Source organism: Verrucosispora sp. WMMA2044, assembly GCF_027497155.1.
GTDB classification, from domain to species: domain Bacteria; phylum Actinomycetota; class Actinomycetes; order Mycobacteriales; family Micromonosporaceae; genus Micromonospora; species Micromonospora palythoicola.
In genome coordinates this window covers 3,303,469-3,325,649 of sequence record NZ_CP114913.1, presented here as the reverse complement: position 1 = coordinate 3,325,649, position 22,181 = coordinate 3,303,469, and the positions used below count along the sequence as shown (strand labels likewise).

The following is a 22,181-nucleotide window of genomic DNA, read 5'->3' as shown; positions in this document are numbered from 1 at the left end:
GATGGCTGAGACTGGTCTGGCAGCCCGCCTCTACCGAGGTGAGGCCGGCCTCAACATCGTCGGCCGACGCAAGATGTGGTTCACCGTCGCCGCCGTGCTGGTGCTGATCGCGCTCGGCAGTGTCATCTTCCGGGGCTTCAGCCTCGGCATCGAGTTCGCCGGCGGCAACTCCTTCCAGGTGCCGACCAGCGTCGGCACCCTGGAGCAGGTGGAGGACCGGGCGGGCGAGGTGCTGGCCACCGCGGGCGAGGGTGGCCGGGTCGTGACCACCCAGCAGGTCGGCGGTGGCGGCGGCGAGTTCTACGAGCTGCGCACCACCGAGCTGGACGCCGAGCAGGCCGAGGCGGTCCGGACCGAGTTGGGTCAGGTGTTCAACATCGACCCGGCGGAGATCGCCAGCAACCGGGTCAGCGAGGCATGGGGCAGCCAGGTGACCAACCGGGCACTGCTCGGTCTGGTGATCTTCCTGGCGCTGGTGACGGTCTACCTGGTCCTGCGGTTCGAGTGGCAGATGGCGGTCGGGGCGATCTTCGCCCTGGTGATGAACCTGGTCCTCACCGCCGGCCTCTACTCGATCGTCGGGTTCGAGGTCACCCCGTCGACGATCATCGGATTCCTCACCATTCTGGGCTTCGCCCTGTATGACGTGGTGGTGGTCTTCGACAAGGTGCAGGAGAACACCAGAGGTATCACCGCGAACAACAACCAGACCTACGGCGAGGCGGCCAACCTGGCCGTGAACCAGAGCCTGATGCGGTCGATCAACACCTCGGTGGTCGCCCTGCTCCCGGTCGGCGGCATCCTGTTCATCGGTGCCGGCCTGCTCGGTGCGGGCACCCTGAAGGACCTCGGCCTGGTGCTGTTCGTCGGTATGGCGATGGCCTTCCTCACCTCGATCACGCTGGCCACCCCCCTGCTGGTGGTGCTGAAGAACCGCGACCCGCGGATCCAGGCGCACAACAAGCGGGTGCTGGCCCGGCGCGGCACGGTCAACCGGGGCGAGACCCCGGCCAAGGCCAGCGCGGCTGCCACGGCCCAGCCGGAGCCGGAGCAGGAGCCGGTCACCGCGGAGGCCGGCGCCCTCGCCGGTGCCGCCGCGCCGAAGGTGGGCGCCCGGCCGGCGGGCAAGCGTTCCGGCGGCGCCCGGGGCGGGCGTCCCGGGGGCGGCAACCGTCCGGGCGGCGGAAAGCGACGCTGAGGACGCCCGGGGCGACCCGGTAGGAACTGGTACCGGCGGCGTCCTGCATGCTGTGCGAGCAGTGTGCGGGACGCCGCCGTCGTGTGGAAGGGAAGCGGAACTGCCGTGACGGAGACCCACAGCACCGGGGTACGCGGGGACAGCGGGCCGGAGGTGGCCCGGCTGGTGGCCAGCCGGGTGCTCGACGTGCCCGACTTTCCCAAGCCCGGCGTCATGTTCAAGGACCTGATGCCGTTGTTCGCCGACGGTGACGCCTTCCGGGACGTGATCGACGGGATCGTCGCGTACCACGGGCGGGAGTCCTTCGACGCCGTGGTCGGTATCGAGGCGCGGGGCTTCGTGGTCGCCGCCGCCATCGCGTACGCGACCGGGGTCGGGGTGGTGCCGGTGCGTAAGGCCGGCAAGTTGCCCCGGCCGGCGTACGCCGCCTCCTACGAACTGGAGTACGGCGAGGCCACGCTCGAGGTGCACCAGGACGCCTTCACGGCCGGTCATCGGGTGCTGGTGGTCGACGACGTGCTCGCCACCGGTGGCACGGCCGCGGCCACGCTGGACCTGGTGGAGCGGGCGGGCGGCACCGTGTCCGGCTTCACCGTGCTGCTGGAGCTGTCGTTCCTTGGCGGGCGCGACCGGCTGGCCCCGCGTCCCGTGCATGCCCTGTTGACCGTTTGAGGCCGTGGCGACCGCGGACGGGCCCGGCACCGACCGTCCGGTGGAGCGGCACGGCCCCTCGGGTGGGGGTAGCATTGCCCATTGCTGACCGGGCGGTTACCCGTCTGTGCGGCGCTAGACCAGACCGGCCGGCGCACGGTCGGTGTCGTCTCGGCGAGCGGTGAGGAGGCCGGTGTCCCACGAGGTCGTTCCTCCGGTGGAGGGCACGGTGCACCCGACAGGTGAGGCGGAGGGCTCGCTGACCGACCGCAACGGCGCCGCGGCGGCGTCGGACGGCGCGTCCGGGGCGGCGCGGCAGACCGACGAGCCGGCTCGTCCGGCCGTCGACGCCGGCGATTCCTCGGCGGCCGGTGGCTTCGGCCTGTCCCACGCGCCCACCGGGCGGCGGGTCCGGGCCCGGCTCGCCCGGTTCAACGCGCCGTGGCAGTCCTCGCAGGTCAGCGAGGTGCTGGAGCCGCTGATCGCGTCCCACCGGGAGAATCACCCCAAGGCCGACGCGCGGCTGTTGCAACGGGCCTTCGACACGGCGGCGCGCTGGCACTCCGGGCAGTACCGCAAGTCCGGCGACCCCTACATCACCCACCCGCTCGCGGTGGCGACCATCCTGGCGAACCTGGGCATGGACACCACCACGCTGGTGGCGGCGCTGCTGCACGACACCATCGAGGACACCGAATACACCCTCGACCAGATGCGGTCCGACTTCGGTGGTGAGGTCGCCCTCCTGGTCGACGGGGTCACCAAGCTCGACAAGGTCAAGTTGGGCGACGCGGCGAAGGCCGAGACGATCCGCAAGATGGTCGTCGCCATGGCCAAGGATCCGCGGGTTCTGGTGATCAAGCTGGCCGACCGGCTGCACAACATGCGGACGCTCACCTTCCTGCCGCGCCCGAAGCAGGAACAGAAGGCGAAGGAGACGCTGGAGATCCTCGCCCCGCTGGCCCACCGGCTCGGTATGAACACGATCAAGTGGGAGTTGGAGGATCTGGCGTTCGGGACGTTGTTCCCGAAGCGGTTCGAGGAGATCAACCGGCTGATCGGGGAGCACCAGCCGCAGCGGGAGGCGTTGCTGCGGCAGGTGACCCAGAAGGTGCAGACCGACCTGAAGGCCGCCAAGATCAAGGCGGAGACGACGGGTCGGCCGAAGCACCTCTACTCGATCTACCAGAAGATGATCGTGCGGGGGCGCGACTTCAACGACATCTACGACCTGGTGGGTGTGCGGATCCTGGTCGACACGGTGCGGGACTGCTACGCGGCGCTTGGGGTGATCCACGCGAACTGGCAGCCGGTGCCGGGCCGGTTCAAGGACTACATCGCCATGCCCAAGTTCAACATGTACCAGTCGCTGCACACCACGGTGATCGGGCCGACCGGTAAGCCGGTGGAGATGCAGATCCGCACCTACGCGATGCACCGTACGGCGGAGTTCGGCATCGCGGCGCACTGGAAGTACAAGGAGCACAAGGGCACCCAGATCGTCGGTCCGCCGGCGCACATCGACGAGATGACCTGGCTGCGGCAGTTGCTGGACTGGCAGCGGGAGGCCGCCGACCCCAGCGAGTTCCTGGACGCGTTGCGGTTCGACCTGTCCAGCCAGGAGGTGTACGTCTTCACCCCGAAGGGCGACGTGATCCCGTTGCCGACGGGGTCGACGCCGGTGGACTTCGCGTACGCGGTGCACACCGAGGTGGGGCACAAGTGCATCGGGGCGCGGGTCAACGGCAAGCTGGTGCCGTTGGAGTCGACGCTGTCCAACGGTGACGTGATCGAGATCTTCACCTCGAAGTCCGACACGGCCGGCCCCACGCAGGACTGGCTCGGCTTCGTCAAGAGCCCGCGGGCGCGGACGAAGATCCGGCAGTACTTCAACAAGGAGCGGCGCGAGGAGGCGATCGAGGAGGGCAAGGACGCGATCGTCAAGGCGATGCGCAAGCAGGGCATGCCCTTGCAGCGGATGCTCACCTCCGACAACCTGATGGCCATCGCCCGGGACCTGCACCTGGCCGACGTGGCGTCGCTGTACGCGGCGGTCGGCGACAGTCAGGTCTCCGCCCAGTCGGTGGTGCAGAAGCTGATGGCCTCCTACGGCGGCGAGGAGGGCGCGGCGGAGGACATCGCCGAGACCGCCGTGGCCACCCGGCCGCCGCGCAGCCGCGCCTCCAGCCACGACCCGGGTGTGGTCGTCCGCGGCGTCAGCGACGTGTGGATCAAGCTGGCCCGCTGCTGCACCCCGGTCCCGCCGGACTCGGTGTTCGGTTTCGTGACCCGTTCCGGCGGGGTGAGCGTGCACCGCGACGACTGCGCCAACGCGGAGGACCTGCGTGCCCAGGGCGAGCGGGTGGTCGAGGTCAACTGGAAGCTCACCTCTGCCTCGACGTTCCTGGTGGCGATCCAGGTGGAGGCGCTGGACCGGCACAAGCTGCTCGCCGACGTCACCCGGGTGCTCTCCGAGGAGCGGGTCAACATCCTCTCCGCCACCGTCACCACCACCCGCGACCGGGTGGCGGTGAGCCGGTTCAGCTTCGAGATGGCCGACCCCAAACACCTGGGCCACCTACTGGCGGCGGTACGCAAGGTAGACGGCGTCTTCGACGCCTACCGCGTAACCTCCGGCGCCTAACCCCACACCCACACCCACCCCCACCCCGCTCACCCGCCGCCCGCCGGTCGGCCCGCGTCGATCATGAAGTTGTTGTCACCCGCACGGCGTGTCGTGGGTAACAACCTCATGATCAACGGAGGCGGACGCGGAGTGGGGACAGGGAAGCGCCCGCCGGGACTGCCGGCGGGCGCTTCGTGGGTTGGTGCGGGGGTCAGGCCTCGGTCATGGTGAGGTCGGTGATGACGACCTCCTTCTTCGGGTGGCCGCCGCCGGCCTGCTGGGCGAACGCGCCGTCGTCACCGGCCGCCGCGACGTCCTTGACGATGTCCATCCCGCTGGTGATGGTGCCGAGGACGGTGTAGTTCGGATCCAGCGGGGAGTCGCCGTACACGATGAAGAACTGGCTGCCGCTGCTTGACGGTTGGCCCGAGTTGGCCATCGCGATGACGCCCTCCGGGTACGGCGGCCGCTTGTCGGCCGGCAGGTTCTCCTCCGCCATCCGGTAGCTCGGGCCGCCGGTGCCGTCGGTCTCCCGCCAGCCTTCGCCGGTGGCGCTCGGGTCGCCGCACTGGAGTACCTTGATGCCCTCGGTCACCAGCCGGTGGCACTTGGTGTTGTCGAAGAAGTTCTGCTCGGCCAGGTGGGTGAAGCTGCCGGCCGTGCACGGCACCGCGGACCTGTCGATCCGGGCGGTGATCGGGCCGAGGTTCGTGGTGATCGTCATGGTCTGGACGCCAGCCTTGCTCTGCTGGGTGTCCGGCAGCCCGACGTCCTTGACCTGCGGGGTGCGCTCGCCCTCGGGCAGCTCGACCCAGTCGCACTGCACCGTGTTGGCGTCCTGGGCCGCGTTGTCGGTGCCGCTGTCGTCGCCGAGCATGTTGCTGGCCAGCCAGGCCGTGCCGGCGACCACCAGCAGCAGGACCACGCCGGCCCCGACGACCGCCTGCGTCTGGCGGCGCTTACGGGCCCGAGCGGCCCGCTCGGCCATCTCCTTCTCGAGCCGGGCGCGGGCCGCCGCGCGCTGCCGCTCTCTGGTGGACGTCACGCCTCGATCCTCCTGGACTGTATGTGGATGCCGCTGTGGTGGGGTGGGTGCCCGGTCGAGCCTGGTCAGCCGGCGCTGGCGCTGGCCTCGGGCGCGCCGGAGGGTTCCGGACTCGGCGTGCCCGAGGGCGCCGGATCGGCGGGCGACGCCGGGTCCAGCACGGGCTCACCGACGGTCAGGCTCTGGATGACCACGTCGTCGTTCTCCGGCTTGACCTTCTCCCCGGCCCCATTGTCCACCGTCGGCAGGGCACCGATCTTCTCGACGACGTCGAGACCCTCGGTGACCCGGCCGATGATCGGGTACTGCGGTTCCTCGGTCGGGGTGAAGTCCTTGAAGAAGATCAGGAACTGGCTGCCGTTGGCCCCGGGCGGGTTCGAGATCATCGCGACCGTGCCCTTGGGGTACGTCGGTGGCTCGTCCGGAGACGGGCTCGGCTCCGGCGACGCCTCCGGGGCAGTCGGCACGTTCTCGCTGTAGAACGAGTAGGCCGGGCCACCCAGACCGGTGCCGCTGGGGTCACCACAGCGCACCGCGCCGTCGGTGGTGATCTCGTGGCACTTGGTGTTGTCGTAGAACGACTGGCTGGCCAGGTGGGCGATGCTGGCCGCGGCGCACGGGGCGCTGGCGAGATCCAACTCGACGGAGATCGGCGCGCCCTGGTTGGTGACGATCGTCATCGGCCGGGTGCCGGTGACCGGCAGGCCGGTGGTCGGGGGCTCGCCGACGTCCTTGAGGTTGGCGTTGCCGTCGGTGTTCTGCGGGGTCCAGAGGCAGACCTCGTCGGTCGCGGTGTCCTCGGTCGGCTCACTGTCGAACGCGCCGAGGGCCCACGCCGAGCCGGCGACGACCAGCACCAGGATCAGGGCGGTGCCGACACCGGCCTGGATGCGTCGGCGACGCCTGGCGGCGGCGGCCCGGCGGGCCAGTTGCCGGTCGAGCTTGGCCCGCGCCAGTTTGCGCTGCCGGTCCCTGCTGGAAGCCACCCGTGCTCCCCTTTCCTCTACCCTGGTCGTCACCCGGTGGTCGTGTACCTGTCGGGCGGCAGGTGTGCCACGCCACACGCCCGCCAGAGTGTACGGGTACCGGCTGGGAAAGTGGTGTACGAGGTCGGTGCCCTTCCGCATCGGGATCCGTCAGTGCCTCGCCCGGGGTGCCCGGCGGGTCGGGCAGGCCGGACCTCGACGCCGGTAGGCTGCCCGGAGGGGACGACTCGACGGAAAGGGGAGCGGACGTGCTCGTGGCCGGCTTTCCCGCGGACGCCTTCGGCACCAACTGCTACGTGGTCGCCACCGCGCCGGGGGAACAGTGCGTGGTGGTCGATCCCGGCATCGGGGTGATCGACCGGCTCGACGCGCTGCTCGCCGAGCATCGTCTGCACCCGGCCGCGGTGCTGCTCACCCATGGCCACCTGGACCACACCTTCTCCGTGGCACCGGTCTGCGGGGCGCGCGGGATCACCGCGTACGTGCATCCGGACGACCGCGAGCTGCTGGCCGATCCGGCCAAGGGGCTGTCGGTGGACCTGGCCCAGATGTTCGGCGGACGACTGCCGTACGCCGAGCCCGAGGACGTGGCCGAGCTGGCCGACGGTACGACGCTCGCCCTCGCCGGGCTGGAGATCACCGTCGACCACGCGCCCGGCCATACCGGCGGGTCGGTGCTCTTCCGGCTGCCCGGCACCGGCTCGCGGTGGGAGGCGGAGCAGCTCTGCCTCTCCGGAGACGTGCTCTTCGCCGGGTCGATCGGCCGCACCGACCTGCCGGGCGGCAGCATGCCGACGATGCTCACCAGCCTGCGGGACAAGATCCTCCCGCTGGCCGACGACACCGTCGTCCTGCCCGGCCACGGCCCCGCGACCACCATCGGCCGCGAGCGCGCCACCAACCCGTACCTCGTCGAGGTGGCGGAGCTGGGCGGCGCGCGACCCGCGGCACCCAGCCGCGGCCTGTAACGGTCGCGCACCGGAACTCACCGCGCGGACCGCGCGGCATCGCCAGCAGACCCCGCCGCGCAGCGCGCGGCTGCCGAGGGAGTACGTCATGAGCAAGCCCACGCCCATCTCCGGCTTCCCGGAGTGGACGCCCGCCCAGCGGATGATCGAGCAGTACGTCCTGGACCGGATCCGGTCGACCTTCGAGCTGTACGGCTTCGCCCCGCTGGAGACCCGCGCGGTCGAGCCGCTGGACCAGCTGCTGCGCAAGGGGGAGACCTCCAAGGAGGTCTACGTGATCCGCCGGCTGCACGGCGACCCGGAGGGTCCGGCCGGTGACGACGCCCTCGGCCTGCACTTCGACCTGACCGTGCCGTTCGCCCGCTACGTGTTGGAGAACGCCGGCAAGCTGACCTTCCCGTTCCGGCGGTACCAGATCCAGAAGGTGTGGCGTGGTGAGCGCCCGCAGGAGGGCCGCTACCGGGAGTTCCTCCAGGCCGACATCGACATCGTCGACCGGGACACCCTGGCACCGCACCACGAGGCGGAGATGCCGCTCGTCGTCGGGGACGCGCTGCGGTCGTTGCCGATCCCACCGGTGCGCATCCAGGTCAACAACCGCAAGATCTGTGAGGGCTTCTACCGGGGCGTCGGCCTGACCGACCCGGAGGCGGCGCTGCGGGCCGTCGACAAGCTCGACAAGATCGGACCAGCCGGGGTGGCGGAGCTGTTGGCGGCCACGGCCGGGGCGAGCGAGGCGCAGGCCAAGGCGTGCCTGGCGCTGGCCGAGATCGCCGCGCCCGACGCCTCCTTCGCCGACGCCGTACGCGCGCTCGGGGTGAGCCACCCGCTGCTCGACGAGGGGGTCGAGGAACTGGTCCGGGTGATGGAGACCGCCGCCGCGCACTCGCCCGGCCTCTGCGTGGCGGACCTGCGGATCGCCCGCGGTCTGGATTACTACACCGGCACCGTCTACGAGACGCAGCTGATCGGGTACGAGCGGTTCGGCTCGATCTGCTCCGGCGGCCGGTACGACAACCTGGCCAGCGCCGGCAACGCCCGCTTCCCCGGGGTGGGTATCTCCATCGGGGTGACCCGCCTGCTGGGGCTGCTCTTCGGCGCGGGCGCGCTGTCGGTGTCCCGGGAGGTGCCGACCTGCGTGCTGGTCGCGGTGACCAACGAGGAGCTGCGGCCGGCAAGCGACTCCGTCGCGGGGGCGTTGCGCTCCCGGGGCATCCCGACCGAGGTGTCGCCCAGCGCGGCGAAGTTCGGCAAGCAGATCCGGTACGCGCAGCGGCGCGGCATCCCCTACGTCTGGTTCCCGGGGGCGGACGGCGCGCCCGACGAGGTCAAGGACATCCGTTCCGGCGAGCAGGTGGCCGCCGCGTCGGGGGAGTGGACGCCGCCTCGTGAGGATCTCAAGCCGCTGGTGAGCTGAGCCGGTGCGGTCGTAACCGCTGAGATCGCTCTCCTGGTCCGGGGTGTCACACGAGGTCGTACTGACCGTGTGACACCCCGGTCTTCGTATGTGTCCGCCCTGTTACGGATTGCCGGTGGGTGAATTCGGGCATACCCAGGTCTTGCTTATGATCTTAAATATGTGAATACTTTCCCTCGCTTGGCCATTTCCCCAGGTGGTCGAGCTGCCCCCGTCCCTGTCGACGTGACAGGGCCTCATCCCCCATATCGGGAGGCTGTTACATGCGACCCACGAGGTCAATGCTCCGCCGTGTCGTCACCGTCGCCGCAGCCGGAACCCTGGTCGCCGGCGTGTTGGCCGGCACCCCCGCCCAGGCGGCACCCGGGAGCGTCTCGCCCGACGCGGCGACCGCGCTCGCCGACCGGCTCGGAGACCGCGCCGCCGGGGCCTACGCCGACGCCAGCGGCAAGATGGTCGTCGCCGTCACCGACGTCGCCGCCGCCCGTCAGGCGGCCGCTGCCGGCGCCAAGGTCAAGGTCGTCAAGCGCGGGGCCGCGGAGCTGAACCGCGCCACCGCCGTGCTGGAGCGCTCGGCCAAGATCCCCGGCACCGCCTGGTGGACCGACCCGGTCACCAACCAGGTCGTCATCTCCGTCGACACCACCGTCACCGGCGCCAAGCTGGAGCAGGTCAAGGCCGCCGCCGCGCGCACCAACGGCGCGGTGCGCATCGAGGCCGGGGCCGCTCCGCTGAGCACCCTCATCTCCGGCGGCCAGGCGATCTACGCCGGCGGTGGCGGGCGTTGCTCGCTCGGCTTCAACGTGCGCAGCGGCAGCACCTACTACTTCCTCACCGCCGGGCACTGCACCAACATCTCGTCGAGCTGGTACAGCAACTCGGGCCAGACCTCGCTGCTGGGCACCCGCGCGGGCACCAGCTTCCCGGGCAACGACTACGGCATCGTCCGGCACAACAACTCGGGCAACGCGGCCGGCAACGTCTACCTCTACAACGGCAGCTACCGGGACATCACCGGCGCCGGCAACGCGTACGTCGGCCAGTCGGCGCAGCGCTCCGGCAGCACCACCGGCCTGCGCAGCGGCTCGGTGACTGCGCTCAACGCCACAGTCAACTACGCCGAGGGCTCGGTCTCCGGCCTGATCCGGACCAACATCTGCGCCCAGCCCGGTGACAGCGGCGGTTCGCTGTTCAGCGGCAGCACCGCGCTCGGCCTGACCTCCGGCGGCAGCGGCAACTGCTCCACCGGCGGCACCACCTTCTTCCAGCCGGTCACCGAGGCGCTGAGCCGCTACGGCGTCAGCATCTTCTGACCTTCCTCCGGGAGTACCTCCTCAGCCAGCGGGCCGCCGGATTCCTCCTCCGGCGGCCCGCACCGCTGTCCCGGATCACGTTCCATCTATTACGGTCAGCTGATGGTTGTACGACTCCTGGCGCAACTCCGCGCGCCGATCTTCGTGGGCGGGCAGGTGGCGGCCTGGGTGCTGCTCGCCGTGGACGCACGTCGTGAGTGGAACGCGTCCTGGTTCGTCGGGCTGCTCCTGGTGCTCGGCGCGCTCGCCGCGATACCAGCGCAGGTCGTCGACCAGCCGGAGTTCCGGGTGGTCGCCCTGGTCACCCAGACCATCGGCGCCGGCGTGGTCGCGCTGGCCCTGTACGACACGCCGGACAAGCGGGCCCTGTGGGCGTACGCTCTGGCCGCTCTCGGCGCGGTGGCCCTGCCGTCGAGCCGGCCGACGCTCGGGGCCCTGCCGGCACGTAGATCGGCGCTCGGTCGGGCCACCGCGCTCGGCGTGGCGGCGGCGCTCCTGCTCACCATCGGCGCATCGGCTCCGGCCATGGCCTGGGGCCGCACCCAGCCCGAGGTGATGGTGTGCGTGCGGCCGGTAGCATCCGTCGACGAGCTGACCCGCGACAGCCGCCGCTTCGATCCCGATCACGTCATCGCCGGCTTCGGGCTCGACGGGCCGCACAGCTCGTGCCTGGAGGTGTCGTTCGATCCCGGTGCCACCGCCGGCGACGCCGCCGAGGTCGCCCGCCGCTACTCCATGGACCCGAGGGTCGCGTCCGTGACCCGGACGCGCTGACGGAGTGTCCGTCCGGCACCGCAGGTGTCGGGAGGTGCTGGTCCGCGCACCCGGGGAACGTCGACGGGTAGGTGCTGACAGAATGCCGGGAGCAGACGTAGGGCAAGACGAGGGAGACGTACGTCGTGATCCGTACCCATGACGCCGGCAGCCTGCGCGCGACGGACGCCGGCACCACGGTGACGCTCGCCGGGTGGGTGGCCCGCCGGCGCGACCACGGCGGTGTCATCTTCGTCGACCTGCGCGACGGTTCGGGCATGGTGCAGGTGGTCCTCCGGGAAGAGGACGCGCACGCGCTGCGCAACGAGTACTGCGTCAAGGTCGTCGGTGAGGTCACCCGACGGCCCGAGGGCAACGAGAACCCGGAGCTGCCCACCGGCGAGATCGAGGTGACGGCGGCCGAGCTGGAGGTGCTCTCCGAGGCCGCGCCGCTGCCGCTGCCGGTGGACGACCAGGTGGTGGCCGGGGACGACGTCCGGCTCAGGTACCGCTACCTCGACCTGCGTCGCGGCGGCCCGGCGCGGGCCATGCGGCTGCGGTCCCGGGCCAACCAACTGGCCCGTACGGTGCTGCACGAGCGGGACTTCCTGGAGATCGAGACGCCGACGCTGACCCGGTCCACGCCGGAGGGTGCCCGCGACTTCCTGGTGCCGGTGCGCCTGCAGCCGGGCAGTTGGTACGCGCTGCCGCAGTCACCGCAGCTGTTCAAGCAACTGCTGATGGTCGGCGGGATGGAGCGGTACTACCAGATCGCCCGCTGCTACCGCGACGAGGACTTCCGGGCCGACCGGCAGCCGGAGTTCACCCAGCTCGACATCGAGATGTCCTTCGTCACCGAGGACGACGTGATCGACCTCGGTGAGGCGATCGTCGCCGCGCTCTGGTCGGAGCTGGCCGACCACGAGATTCCCCGGCCCATCCCGCGCATCACCTGGCACGACGCGATGGCGCGGTACGGCTCGGACAAGCCCGACCTGCGCTACGGCGTCGAGCTGACCGAGCTGACCGACTACCTGCGCGGTACCGCGTTCCGGGTGTTCGCCGCAGCGATCGACGCGGGTGGCTACGTGGGCGCGGTGGTCATGCCCGGTGGCGCGTCCCAGACCCGCAAGGAGCTGGACGGCTGGCAGGACTGGGCCAAGGCCCGTGGCGCCAAGGGGCTGGCGTACGTGGTGCTCGACGCCGAGACCGGCGAGGCGCGCGGGCCGGTGGCGAAGAACCTGTCGGCCGAGCACCTGGCCGGGCTGGCCGACGCGGTCGGTGCCAAGTCGGGCGACGCGATCTTCTTCGCCGCCAGCGGGGAGACCCGCGAGGCGCAGGAGTTGCTCGGTGCGGCGCGGGTCGAGATCGCCAAGCGGGCCGGCCTGGTCGACGAGAGCGCCTGGGCGTTCTGCTGGGTGGTCGACGCGCCGATGTTCGAACGGACGTCGGACGAGACTGGCGCGGCGGGTGGATGGACCGCGGTGCACCACCCGTTCACCTCGCCGAACTCCGAGTGGGTCGACCGGTTCGAGGAGGCGCCGGACCGGGCCCTGGCGTACGCGTACGACATCGTCTGCAACGGCAACGAGATCGGCGGCGGTTCGATCCGTATCCACCGCCGCGACGTGCAGCAGCGGGTGTTCGACCTGCTCGGCATCAGTCCCGAGGAGGCGCAGGACAAGTTCGGCTTCCTGCTGGAGGCGTTCAGCTACGGCCCGCCGCCGCACGGCGGTATCGCGTTCGGCTGGGACCGGGTCTGCATGCTGCTCGCCGGGGCCGACTCGATCCGCGAGGTGATCGCCTTCCCGAAGACCCGGGGCGGCTTCGACCCGCTGACCGGCGCACCCACCCCCATCACCGCCCAGCAGCGCACCGAGGCCGGCATCGACGCCAAGCCCAAGCCCCCGCCGCCCGCGTCCCACGCCGGCACCGCCGGCCCCGCCGCCCCCGTAGCCGACCCCACCTGACCCACCCCACCCGCCCGGCCCCTACGCGGCCCGCCCCGATTCCTCGCCGATCATGAAGTTGTTGTCCCGTGGACCGGCGCGGCGTGACAACAACTTCATGATCAACGGTATTGGTGGCGGGTGAGGGGGCGACGGTGCGGGTGCTGGTGGTTGGTGGGAGCGGGTTTCTGGGGCGGGAGGTTTGTCGGCTCGCGGTGCGGGGCGGGTGGGTGGTGGTGGGGACGTGCCACTCCGGTGAGGTCGGGGTGCCGGGTGTCGAGGTGCGTCGGCTGGACGTGACCGAGCGGGCCGCGGTGGTCGACCTGGTCGCGGCGGTACGCCCGGACGCCGTGGTCGCCACCCCCTACCGGTACGGCGACTGGGCGGTCACCGCCGACGGGGCCGCCCACGTGGCGTACGCCGCCGCGCGGGTGGGCGCCCGGTTGGTGCACATCTCCAGTGACGCCCTGCACGCCGGGCGACCCGAGGCGTACGCCGACGACGACCCGCCCACGCCAATCTTTCCGTACGGGGCGGCGAAGGCGGCGGCGGAAACGGCGGTGCGGGCCGTCGACCCGGGCGCCGTGCTGGTGCGTACCTCGCTGATCCTGGGGGAGGGGAGCAAGCAGATCCAGCTCTGCCGCGACGCCCTGGCCGGTCGGGCGACCCTGTTCACCGACGAGCTGCGCTGCCCGATCGACGTCGGCGACCTCGCCGCCGCCGTGCTGGAACTGGTGGGCGTCGAGGTCGCCGGCCCGCTGAACGTGGCGGGACCGGACGCGGTCAGCCGGGCCGAGCTGGGCCTGCTGGTGGCCCGCCGGGAGGGCATCGACCCGGCCGGGCTGAAGACCACCACCGGCGCCGCCGCCGGGGTGGTGCGCCCCACCGAGGTACGCCTCGACTCCACCCGCGCCGTCGGCCTGCTCCGCACCCGGTTGCGCGGTGTCTCGGAGCTGCTCGCCGCCGGTCGATGACTATTTCTGCCTGACATGGCGGCCAATCTCCCGTCACCCCGCACCCAGCCACCCGCACGCCGACAACTCCTATGCACAACTATTGTGCACAGGAGTTGTGCATAGATATTGTGCATCCATGACCGAAGGAGTGCGTCGACCACCGCCGCGACGGATCCGGATCGATCACCGGCAGGTCCGGGTGCTGGCCCATCCGCTACGGGCCCGGCTGCTCGGTGCGCTGCGGGTCAAGGGGCCGGCCACGGCGACCACCCTCGCCGGGCTGCTCGACAGCAACACCGGTGCGACCAGCTATCACCTGCGCCAGCTGGCCGAGGTCGGCCTGGTCGTCGAGGAGCCCGACCGGGGCACCGGCCGGCAGCGTTGGTGGCGGGCCGCCCACGAGGTGACCAGCTGGGAGAACACCGACTTCGACGACGACCCGGACGCCCGGGCCGCGATGGAGTGGATCCAGGCCGAGCAGGTCCGCCTCTTCGTCGAGCACACCGAGCGATGGTTCGCCGCCCGCGACGAGTGGCCGCCGCAGTGGCGTGACGCCTTCGGCATGAGCGACGCCTTCATGACCATCCCGGCGGCCCGGCTGATCGAACTACAGCAGGAGTTGTGGCGCACCCTGGAGCGCTACCGGGCCGAGGCCGATCCGGGCGAGCCCGGTGCCGAGCAGGTGCAGATCTTCCTCGCCTCGTTCCCGTTGCTGCTCGGGCGCAAGCGATGAGTGAGCTGTCCGTACGCCAGATCCGGCGTCGATTTCTGATCCTGCACGGGCTGCGTTGGTTGCCGACCGGCCTGCTGATGCCGGTGGTGATCCTGCTGATGCAGGAGCGGGGCCTGACCCTGACCCAGATCGGGCTGGCCGCCGCCGCCCAGGGGGTGGTGGTGCTCGCCCTGGAGCTGCCGACCGGTGGGTTCGCCGACGCACTGGGTCGCCGGCCGGTGCTGGTGGCGGCCAGCGTGGTGGGCCTCGTCTCGATGGGCCTGCTGGTGCTGGCCGACTCGTTCGTCCTGCTCACCGCCGTCTGGGCGTTGCAGGGCGTGTTCCGTGCGCTGGACAGCGGCCCGCTGGAGTCCTGGTACGTGGACAGCACCCTGGCTGTCGACCCGGATGCCGCGTACGAGAAAGGGCTCGGCCAGGGTGGCACCGTGCTCGGCCTGAGCATCGCGGCCGGTGCCCTGTTGAGCGGCGGCCTGGTCGCGCTTGGTCCGCTCGGGCCGGTCAGTGCCCTGACCACGCCGGTGCTGGCTGCCGTCGGCCTGCAGGGGGTTTCCCTGCTGGCGTTGCTGGCCCTGCTGGTGGAACGGCGACCGGCGCGCGGGCCCGGTGCGCTGTGGGCGTCGGTCCGGGCCGCGCCGCGCATGGTCGGCGAGGCGTTCGGCCTGCTGCGCCGTTCCCGGGTGCTGCTCGCCCTGGTCGCGGTCGAGCTGTTCTGGGGCTTCGGGATGGTCACCTTCGAGAGTCTGCTGCCGATCCGGTTGGCCGAGGTGGCCGGTGCCGCCGACCGGGCCGCCGCCCTGCTCGGCCCCGCGAGCACCATCGCCTGGCTGGCCTCGGCGGCCGGCGCGGCGGCCACCCCGTTGCTCGTCCGGTGGCTGGGCGCCGCGCCCGGTGCCGCGCTGCTGCGGATCGTGCAGGGCGGCACGGTGGTCGGCATGGCCCTGCTCGCCGGCCCGGTCGGCGTGCTGATCGCCTTCTTCGTCTGCTATGCCGTGCACGGCGCGTCGAACCCGCTGCACATGGGACTCCTGCATCGGCAGGTCGACGGCCCGTACCGGACCAGTGTGATCTCGGTGAACTCGATGGTGGCCATGCCGGCCGGCGCGCTCGGCGGCGTACTGCTCGGCTTCATCGGTGACCGGGCCGGGGTGAGTACGGCGATGCTGGTCGGTGCGGTCGCGTTGGCGGTCGCCGCGCCGCTGTACCTGCCCGCCTGGCGGGCCGGCCGGAGGTCCGCCTCGGCTGACAATCAGCCGAAGCGGACCGAGGTGAGCGAGAACGTGTCGGTGTAGCCGAGCCGCCGGTAGAGCCGGATCGCCGCCAGGTTGCTCGGGTAGACGCCCAGTGCCACCATGTCGTACCGCTCCAGCAGGACCCGGGTCATCGCGGCGGTGATCGCCGCACCCAGACCCCGCCCCCGGTGCCGCGGTGCCACCGTCAACCCGGCGAGGAAGCCGACCTCACCCCGGGTGCGGTCGGCGCCGCAGGCGACCAGCCGGTCACCGTCGCGGATGCCGTACCAGTCGCGCACACTCGGATCGCCGGGGCGGGCGGTGCTGGTCGGGAACGCCTCGTCGATCAGCGCCGTCAGGGCCGGGTGGTCCGCCTCGGTCAGCCGGACCACCCGCTCCTCGCCGGGCTGCGCCGGCGGCGCGCCTGTCGTCCAGCGGAAATCCCAGTCCTCCTGAGCGGTCACGGCCGGCCCGAGCGGCGAGGGGTCCGTACGGGGCAGGTGAATCCACCGCCCGGCACCGACCCTCCCCGCCGCGGCCACCGCGCCGACCAGGTCGATCGCCGGCGCCGCGGCGCCGATCACGCCTCCGATCGGCCCGTGTTCGACGGTGAGCAGCCAGCACACGGCTGCGGCGCGTCGCCAACCACGCGCCGGTTCGTGATCCGGTAGTGAGTGCCGGACGAAGGGATGACGGTCCGTCGCGGCCAGGATGGCATCCCGCCCGTCAAGGGCCTCGTCGGCGACGATCATGCCGCCAGCGTAGGTCGTCGTGGTTGGAGATTGGCGAGCGGACCGATCGGGTACATCCCGCGCCGACCTACTGGCAACCCCCACCGGAGGTACGTCATGCTCGCCATCGCCGCAGCCGCCGTCTTCGGCTTCGCCTTGCTGCTCGACCTGCTGGACACCAAACTCGGCGCCCCCGACCTGTTCAACTGGAACACCCTGGTCCTGATCGGTCTGCTGCTGCTCTCGCTCTACCTGGCCGGCGTCGGCCGGGGTCCGGGCGGCGGCGGTGGCCGCTGGTACCGGGGCCGCCGCCCGGGCCGCGGCTGACCGGGAACGATCACCCCGGGCTCGGTCGACGGCGCGATTCCGGCGTTGTCGGCCGAGCCCGGTACTGTTCTCGTGATGGAGTCCGACGCCCTGTTCACCCTCGGTGAACCCGCCGCAGCGCCCGGTGCGCAGGTGGGTTCCGGCGGTGTCGGCGGGTTCACCCCGGCCGGGCCGGACGCGCCGCTGCCGGTCCGGATGCGTCCGGCCAGTCTGGACGAGCTGATCGGCCAGGAGCACCTGCTCACTCCCGGTGCGCCGCTGCGGCAGTTGGTCGCCGGCAGCGCGCCGATGTCGGTGATCCTCTGGGGGCCGCCGGGCAGCGGCAAGACCACGATCGCCCACCTGGTGGCCGCCGCGACGGACCGGCGCTTCGTCGCCATGTCCGCGCTGACCGCCGGCGTCAAGGACGTCCGGGCGGTGATCGACACGGCGCGGCGACAGCGGCGCTCGGGTGGTCCACCGACGGTGCTCTTCATCGACGAGGTTCACCGGTTCAGCAAGACCCAGCAGGACTCGCTGCTCGCCGCGGTGGAGGACCGGACGGTCACGCTGCTCGCGGCCACCACCGAGAACCCGTACTTCTCGGTCATCTCCCCGCTGCTCTCCCGGTGTGTGCTGCTCACCCTGCGACCCCTCGACGACGAGGCGGTACGCGGGCTGCTGCACCGCGCGTTGGTCGACGAGCGCGGGTTGGCTGGGACGCTCACCCTCGCACCCGAGGCGGAGGAGCACCTGGTCCGGCTGGCCGGCGGAGACGTCCGCAAGGCGCTCACGGCGCTGGAGGCGGCGGCCGGCTCGACCAGCGCGCTGGGCAGGGACCACATCGACCTCGCCACCGCCGAACGCGCGGTGGACACCGCGGCGGTCCGCTACGACCGGGCGGGGGACGCCCACTACGACGTCACCAGCGCCTTCATCAAGAGCATGCGCGGTTCCGACGTGGACGCGGCGCTGCACTGGCTGGCCCGGATGCTCGTCGCCGGGGAGGATGCCAGGTTCATCGCGCGGCGGCTGGTCATCTTCGCCAGCGAGGACGTCGGCATGGCCGACCCGGCGGCGCTCGGTGTGGCGACCGCCGCGGCCCACGCGGTGGAGTACGTCGGCATGCCCGAGGCGCAGCTCAACCTCGCCCAGGCCGTGATCCACCTGGCCACCGCGCCCAAGTCCAACTCGGCGACCACCGCGATCGGCGCGGCGATCGCCGACGTGCGGTCCGGGCGGGGCGGGCCGGTGCCCCGGGGCCTGCGCGACGCCCACTACTCCGGTGCCCGGGGTCTCGGGCACGGCATCGGTTACCGCTACCCGCACGACGACCAGCGGGGTGTGGTCACCCAGCAGTACGTGCCGGACGACCTGGTCGGCACCGACTACTACCGGCCGAGCCAGCACGGCGCGGAGCGATCGGTGGCCGGCCGGCTACCGTTGCTGCGCCGGATCGTTCGCGGGCTGTCCACCCCCGCCCGTACGGACGAGCCGGCAGGGGGCGGTCGGCCGGACCGGCCGACGTCGTCGGGGGAGGACGACGGCGACCGTGGTACGGCCACGACAGCTCAGGTGGCCGAAGAGGTCGGCGCGAGCGCCGACGGGAGGGGTCAACAGTGAAATCGTCGGACCGGCCGGACGAGGGCCCGGACGCGCGGCGCGGCAAGGGCCGCCGGTGGGGTCGGGGCAGATCCGAGGCCGCCCCGGAGGAGTCGGCCGGCGGCGAGGATTTCGGCTGGATCGACGACCTGCGTTCGGCCAAGCAGCAGCGCACCGAGCTGGGCCCTGACGGCGTCGCCGTCGAGCCGCCCGCCGCCGCGCGCCGTGGGCCGGAGCGTCCCGGCCAGGAGCCGCCCGTACGACCCGCCCCCGCACCGGTCAACCATCCGGGGCCGGACGGACCGGTGCCACCGCCACCCGGCCGCGGCCCGGCCGAGCCCCCACGAGCGCGTCCGGTCGACGGCCCCTGGCCGGGCAACCCGCCCGCGCGTCCGCCCGCCGGCCCACCCCCGGTGGGCAGGGAACGACCCCCGGGCCCCCCGCCGTTCGTCCCACCGCCGCCGGCCACCACCCGTCACGAGGCCGGTGCCGCCAACACCCCGCCGGCCGGTTGGCCACCGCAGCCTGGCGCCGCCGGACCAGCCACCCGGCGGCCACATCCCGGTGAGCCGGTGCCGGGGGGCGCTCCCCGGCCGGCTCCGGAAGCCGGCCCGGTGTCCGGGGCACCGATCGCTGCGGGCCGGCCGCCCGGACCGGTGTCGGGCCCGCCCGCAGGTCCCGGGGCAGGCCCAGCCGGGCAGCGTCGGATGCCGGGCATCCGGCCGAACGCCGCACCCGCCGGCCCGCGTCGTCTGCCCTCGACCGACCCCGGCCACGCCCCGGCACCGCCGACGACGGTCACCGGCCCGCCTCCGGCGGACCGCACCGATCCTGGCCGTGTCCCCGACGGCCGGGCCGGGCGTCTCGCCGGGCCGGGCCGTCCCCGGCCGGCCGACGCCCCGGCCGGACCACCGTCAGCCGGCGTGCCGGACCCGACGCCGCCGCTCGGCGGCCACCGCCTGCCACCGGAACCGGTCGCCGACCCGGCCGGTCCGAGGGGCGCCGAACGGGGCGGGCCGGCGACCACTGCCGGTGCAACGCCCGGGAGCATGACGCCCGCCGCCGGTCGACCGGGCGGCGTTCCGGCCAGCGGTCGGCGAGCCGGCCGTCGACGCGCCGCCGAGCCGGAGGAGGAACGGCCGGTGGTGCCGCTGTCCGGCAACGCGCCACCGATTCCCGGCGTCCCGTCCGGCCCACCCGCGGCTGGGCCCGCGCGCACCCCACCCGTCGGGCGCACCGAATCGGGCCCACCGACCGCCGACGACACCCGGGGTCGGCGCGCGGCCGCCGAGGAGCCGTCCGGACGGCACGCGGTAGCGGGTGCCGGTACCGAGGCGCCACCCGGCGCAGGGCGGCTGGGCGAGGGCCGCACCGCCCGACCGGAGCGGCCCTCCGACTGGCTCCGGCAGGCCGGACGACCGCACCACACCGACCCGGCGCTGCCCACGATCAGCAAGCGACCCGCGACACCGCCCGGCCGCGTGGCCGGCACGCCCTCCGGTGGTACGCCGACGATCGGCGACCGCCGTGGCGTGGACGCCGGTAGTCCTCCCGGTCGGCCGAACGCGGGCGCCGCGCCGGCCGATGGGCGGCGGGTCGAGTCGGGACCGGACCGCCCGGTGGCCGGGCCTGCCCGCCGCGCCGACGGGCCACCGGTCGGACGTGGCCGCCCGACTCCGCCGGCCGGCGCTGCCCCCGGCCCGGACGGACGTGAGCCGACAGGTCGGGCCGGCACCCTGCCCCGGATCGGGGCCACCGGTCCGGCACCCCGGCCCGACGGCCCGCCGCGTGGTGCGGCGCGTCCGGACGGCTCGCCTGATCTGCCCTCGCGGGGCGCGACGCGGCCCGACGGCCCTCCCGGTGTTCCGCCGCGTGGTGCGGCCCGACCGGACGGTCCGCCCGTCGGTCCGCCGCGTGGTGCGGCGCGACCCGATGGTGCCCCGGCAGCGCCGCCGCGTGGTGCGGCGCGTCCGGGTGGTCCGCCTGTCGGTGCGGCGCGTCCGGACGGTCCGCCTGTCGGTGCGCCGCGTGGTGCGGCGCGTCCGGACGGTCCGCCCGGCGTTCCGCCGCGCGGCGCGGTCCGACCCGACGGTCCGGCCGTGACGTCGCCGCACCGACCCGACGTCGGTCCCGCCGGCCCTGGCTCCGCCGAGCCCGGCCGGGGCGTCGCCACCGGGCCGACCGGCTCGCCGGTCACGGCTCGGGCCGGTGCTCCGGTGCGCCCGGAGGAGCGGCCCGCCGGCCGGGCCATGCCGCCGCACCGGAATCCGGCGCGCCCCGAACCCTCCGGCATGTCGCCGGTGCCTTCGGCGCGGGGCGGCGAGGCTCCGGCGGTGGCCCGCGCCGCGGCAGTCGTGGCACCGGCCGGACCGACCGGGCACCCCGGCCCGGAACCGACGGCTCGACGCGCCAACGCGCCGGAGTTTGTCGACGTCGACCGGCCCGAGGGCGACCAGGCGGGCGACGGTGGTCAGCCGCGCCGGCAGGTGCCGGGCTCCCCCCGGTCGCGTGCCGCCGTCCTGGTGCTGGCCAGTGTCCTGCTGCTCGGTGTACTTCCCGCGTTCTTCGGTGTGCAGACCATGAACCGGGATCCGGTCTTCGCCTCGCTCGACCAGCTCGACGTGCCGGCCTGGGCGGCGACGGAAGCGGTCGACGACGTCACCGGCAGCCCGTGGTGTCTGCTGGACTGCCGGTTGCGGGAACGCACCACCACCTCCGACCGGTCACCCGACGAGACCGCGCAGGCGTACGAGGCCGCGCTGACCCGCGACGGTTGGCAGCGGTGGACGCCCAACTACTGCCCGGAGCAGGAGGAGAAGGGCAGCTACACTTGCTGGCGGCGCGACGAACTCACCCTCGACCTCTGGGTACGGGAACGCACCTGCGTGCCACCGCCCGTCGACGGCGAACCCGCGGTGGTGCCGGCGCCCGACCCGGCCACCGCGGCGCAGGAGTGCCCCGGATCGTTGGTGTCGGTGAAGGTGCGCAACGCGATCGACGACGAGCGGACGCGGCCACAGCCGAGCACCGACCCGTCGCTCACCGGCGAGGATCCCTTCCCGACAGTGACCGACGACCCGTTGAGCGACCTGACGCCGTCACCACCGTCCTGAGCCGATCCTCATCACGGACGGTAGGGTCAGGTGCTGGTGGTGACCGGTCGTCGACCGGCCACTCGACGTTGACGTGGGCGAGACGGTCGTGCGGCTGGCGGATCCGTGCGCCCCGAACCACTGTTTGAGGAGGACTGGCGTGGGCTTTTTGGAGGTCGCGGCACTGATCGCGGCGATCGCGTTCGCGATGCTGGTGCTGATCCTGACGCTGCCCATCCTGCGGTTGCGGCACACCGTGGACGCCACCACCCGCATGATCAATGACCTGAACGACCGGACGGGCCCGCTGCTCGGTGACGTCAACACCACCGTACGCAACGTCAACGTGACCCTGGAGCAGGTGCAGACCTCGCTCGACGGGGTGAACCTCCAGCTGGCCAAGGTCGACACCATGACCGGCCACGCGCAGAACATCAGCGCCAACGTCGCCAACCTGGTCACCGTGGTTTCCGCCGCCGCGGCCAACCCGCTGGTCAAGGTGGCGGCGTTCGGCTATGGCGTGCGCAAGGCCGCCGCCGCCCGCCGGCACGCCGAGACCGAGCGCGAGGTGCGGGACACCATCAAGGCTCAGCGGCGCGCCGCCCGGCGCGGGAACCGCTGACCCG

At 72.7% G+C, this 22,181-nt stretch carries 18 protein-coding genes; 15 read left to right on the top strand and 3 right to left on the bottom strand.

Annotation, left to right across the window (positions count from 1 at the left end; all coding sequences use genetic code 11):
- Position 1 precedes the first annotated feature (1 nt).
- The 3 genes from secF (at position 2) to O3597_RS15040 (ending at position 4,493) form a co-directional block, all read left to right on the top strand.
- Positions 2-1,198: a protein translocase subunit SecF gene (secF, locus tag O3597_RS15050; RefSeq protein WP_281601524.1), complete on the top strand. Its 1,197-nt coding sequence runs from the start codon at positions 2-4 to the stop codon at positions 1,196-1,198.
- Positions 1,199-1,303: 105 nt separating this feature from the next.
- Positions 1,304-1,870, top strand: coding sequence for an adenine phosphoribosyltransferase (locus O3597_RS15045; RefSeq protein ID WP_164445202.1), 567 nt, complete (start codon positions 1,304-1,306; stop codon positions 1,868-1,870).
- A 196-nt stretch (positions 1,871-2,066) separates the two neighbouring features.
- Positions 2,067-4,493, top strand: coding sequence for a bifunctional (p)ppGpp synthetase/guanosine-3',5'-bis(diphosphate) 3'-pyrophosphohydrolase (locus O3597_RS15040; RefSeq protein WP_281604546.1), 2,427 nt, complete (start codon positions 2,067-2,069; stop codon positions 4,491-4,493).
- A 193-nt stretch (positions 4,494-4,686) separates the two neighbouring features.
- On the opposite strand, the gene O3597_RS15035 is transcribed toward O3597_RS15040, so the two are convergent.
- Positions 4,687-5,520: a peptidylprolyl isomerase gene (locus tag O3597_RS15035; protein ID WP_164445200.1), complete on the bottom strand. Its 834-nt coding sequence runs from the start codon at positions 5,518-5,520 to the stop codon at positions 4,687-4,689.
- A gap of 65 nt (positions 5,521-5,585) precedes the next feature.
- Complete coding sequence (locus O3597_RS15030; protein ID WP_164445199.1) at positions 5,586-6,506, bottom strand: peptidylprolyl isomerase; 921 nt, start codon at positions 6,504-6,506, stop codon at positions 5,586-5,588.
- Positions 6,507-6,754: 248 nt separating this feature from the next.
- Here O3597_RS15030 and O3597_RS15025 point away from each other — a divergent pair, with 248 nt between their 5' ends.
- The 8 genes from O3597_RS15025 (at position 6,755) to O3597_RS14990 (ending at position 15,884) form a co-directional block, all read left to right on the top strand.
- Complete coding sequence (locus tag O3597_RS15025) at positions 6,755-7,474, top strand: MBL fold metallo-hydrolase (RefSeq protein WP_281601523.1); 720 nt, start codon at positions 6,755-6,757, stop codon at positions 7,472-7,474.
- A gap of 88 nt (positions 7,475-7,562) precedes the next feature.
- On the top strand, positions 7,563-8,891 hold the full coding sequence (hisS, locus tag O3597_RS15020) for a histidine--tRNA ligase (RefSeq protein WP_281601522.1): 1,329 nt from the start codon (positions 7,563-7,565) through the stop codon (positions 8,889-8,891).
- Between the two features lie 263 nt (positions 8,892-9,154).
- Positions 9,155-10,204: a S1 family peptidase gene (locus O3597_RS15015; protein WP_164445196.1), complete on the top strand. Its 1,050-nt coding sequence runs from the start codon at positions 9,155-9,157 to the stop codon at positions 10,202-10,204.
- A gap of 102 nt (positions 10,205-10,306) precedes the next feature.
- Entirely contained in the window at positions 10,307-10,978 is a 672-nt protein-coding gene (locus O3597_RS15010) for a hypothetical protein (protein WP_281601521.1), read from the top strand.
- Between the two features lie 125 nt (positions 10,979-11,103).
- Entirely contained in the window at positions 11,104-12,927 is a 1,824-nt protein-coding gene (gene aspS, locus O3597_RS15005; RefSeq protein ID WP_164445194.1) for an aspartate--tRNA ligase, read from the top strand.
- A gap of 134 nt (positions 12,928-13,061) precedes the next feature.
- The gene (locus O3597_RS15000; protein ID WP_281601520.1) at positions 13,062-13,880 is read left to right on the top strand and encodes a sugar nucleotide-binding protein; all 819 of its coding nucleotides are present in this window, start codon (positions 13,062-13,064) and stop codon (positions 13,878-13,880) included.
- Positions 13,881-13,998: 118 nt separating this feature from the next.
- Positions 13,999-14,595 carry a helix-turn-helix domain-containing protein gene (locus O3597_RS14995; protein ID WP_164445193.1) on the top strand — a complete coding sequence of 199 codons (597 nt, stop codon included), beginning with the start codon at positions 13,999-14,001 and terminating at the stop codon, positions 14,593-14,595.
- Positions 14,592-15,884, top strand: a complete 1,293-nt coding sequence (locus tag O3597_RS14990) for an MFS transporter (RefSeq protein ID WP_281601519.1) — start codon at positions 14,592-14,594, stop codon at positions 15,882-15,884. Before O3597_RS14995 ends, O3597_RS14990 begins: the two co-directional genes overlap by 4 nt.
- Here the strand turns inward: O3597_RS14990 and O3597_RS14985 are convergent.
- Complete coding sequence (locus O3597_RS14985; RefSeq protein WP_164445192.1) at positions 15,842-16,576, bottom strand: GNAT family N-acetyltransferase; 735 nt, start codon at positions 16,574-16,576, stop codon at positions 15,842-15,844. The genes O3597_RS14990 and O3597_RS14985 overlap by 43 nt on opposite strands.
- A gap of 96 nt (positions 16,577-16,672) precedes the next feature.
- Between O3597_RS14985 and O3597_RS14980 the strand changes: the two genes are divergently transcribed.
- The 4 genes from O3597_RS14980 to O3597_RS14965 all read left to right on the top strand — a co-directional run bounded on the left by O3597_RS14980 (position 16,673) and on the right by O3597_RS14965 (position 22,177).
- Positions 16,673-16,882: a hypothetical protein gene (locus O3597_RS14980; RefSeq protein ID WP_164445191.1), complete on the top strand. Its 210-nt coding sequence runs from the start codon at positions 16,673-16,675 to the stop codon at positions 16,880-16,882.
- Positions 16,883-16,957: 75 nt separating this feature from the next.
- Positions 16,958-18,484, top strand: a complete 1,527-nt coding sequence (locus O3597_RS14975) for a replication-associated recombination protein A (protein WP_164445190.1) — start codon at positions 16,958-16,960, stop codon at positions 18,482-18,484.
- A 2,465-nt stretch (positions 18,485-20,949) separates the two neighbouring features.
- Entirely contained in the window at positions 20,950-21,576 is a 627-nt protein-coding gene (locus tag O3597_RS28545; protein ID WP_216592621.1) for a hypothetical protein, read from the top strand.
- 139 nt (positions 21,577-21,715) lie between these two features.
- Positions 21,716-22,177, top strand: coding sequence for a DUF948 domain-containing protein (locus tag O3597_RS14965; RefSeq protein WP_164445188.1), 462 nt, complete (start codon positions 21,716-21,718; stop codon positions 22,175-22,177).
- Positions 22,178-22,181: the final 4 nt, after the last annotated feature.

What these genes read in the sequence shown, in the direction of transcription:
- secF (WP_281601524.1), top strand. Translation starts at nt 2, where the DNA reads ATGGCTGAGACTGGTCTGGCAGCCCGCCTCTACCGAGGTGAGGCCGGC.
- hisS (WP_281601522.1), top strand. Translation starts at nt 7,563, where the DNA reads ATGAGCAAGCCCACGCCCATCTCCGGCTTCCCGGAGTGGACGCCCGCC.
- O3597_RS15015 (WP_164445196.1), top strand. Translation starts at nt 9,155, where the DNA reads ATGCGACCCACGAGGTCAATGCTCCGCCGTGTCGTCACCGTCGCCGCA.
- O3597_RS15010 (WP_281601521.1), top strand. Translation starts at nt 10,307, where the DNA reads ATGGTTGTACGACTCCTGGCGCAACTCCGCGCGCCGATCTTCGTGGGC.
- O3597_RS14995 (WP_164445193.1), top strand. Translation starts at nt 13,999, where the DNA reads ATGACCGAAGGAGTGCGTCGACCACCGCCGCGACGGATCCGGATCGAT.
- O3597_RS14990 (WP_281601519.1), top strand. Translation starts at nt 14,592, where the DNA reads ATGAGTGAGCTGTCCGTACGCCAGATCCGGCGTCGATTTCTGATCCTG.
- O3597_RS14985 (WP_164445192.1), bottom strand. Translation starts at nt 16,576, where the DNA reads ATGATCGTCGCCGACGAGGCCCTTGACGGGCGGGATGCCATCCTGGCC.
- O3597_RS14980 (WP_164445191.1), top strand. Translation starts at nt 16,673, where the DNA reads ATGCTCGCCATCGCCGCAGCCGCCGTCTTCGGCTTCGCCTTGCTGCTC.
- O3597_RS14975 (WP_164445190.1), top strand. Translation starts at nt 16,958, where the DNA reads ATGGAGTCCGACGCCCTGTTCACCCTCGGTGAACCCGCCGCAGCGCCC.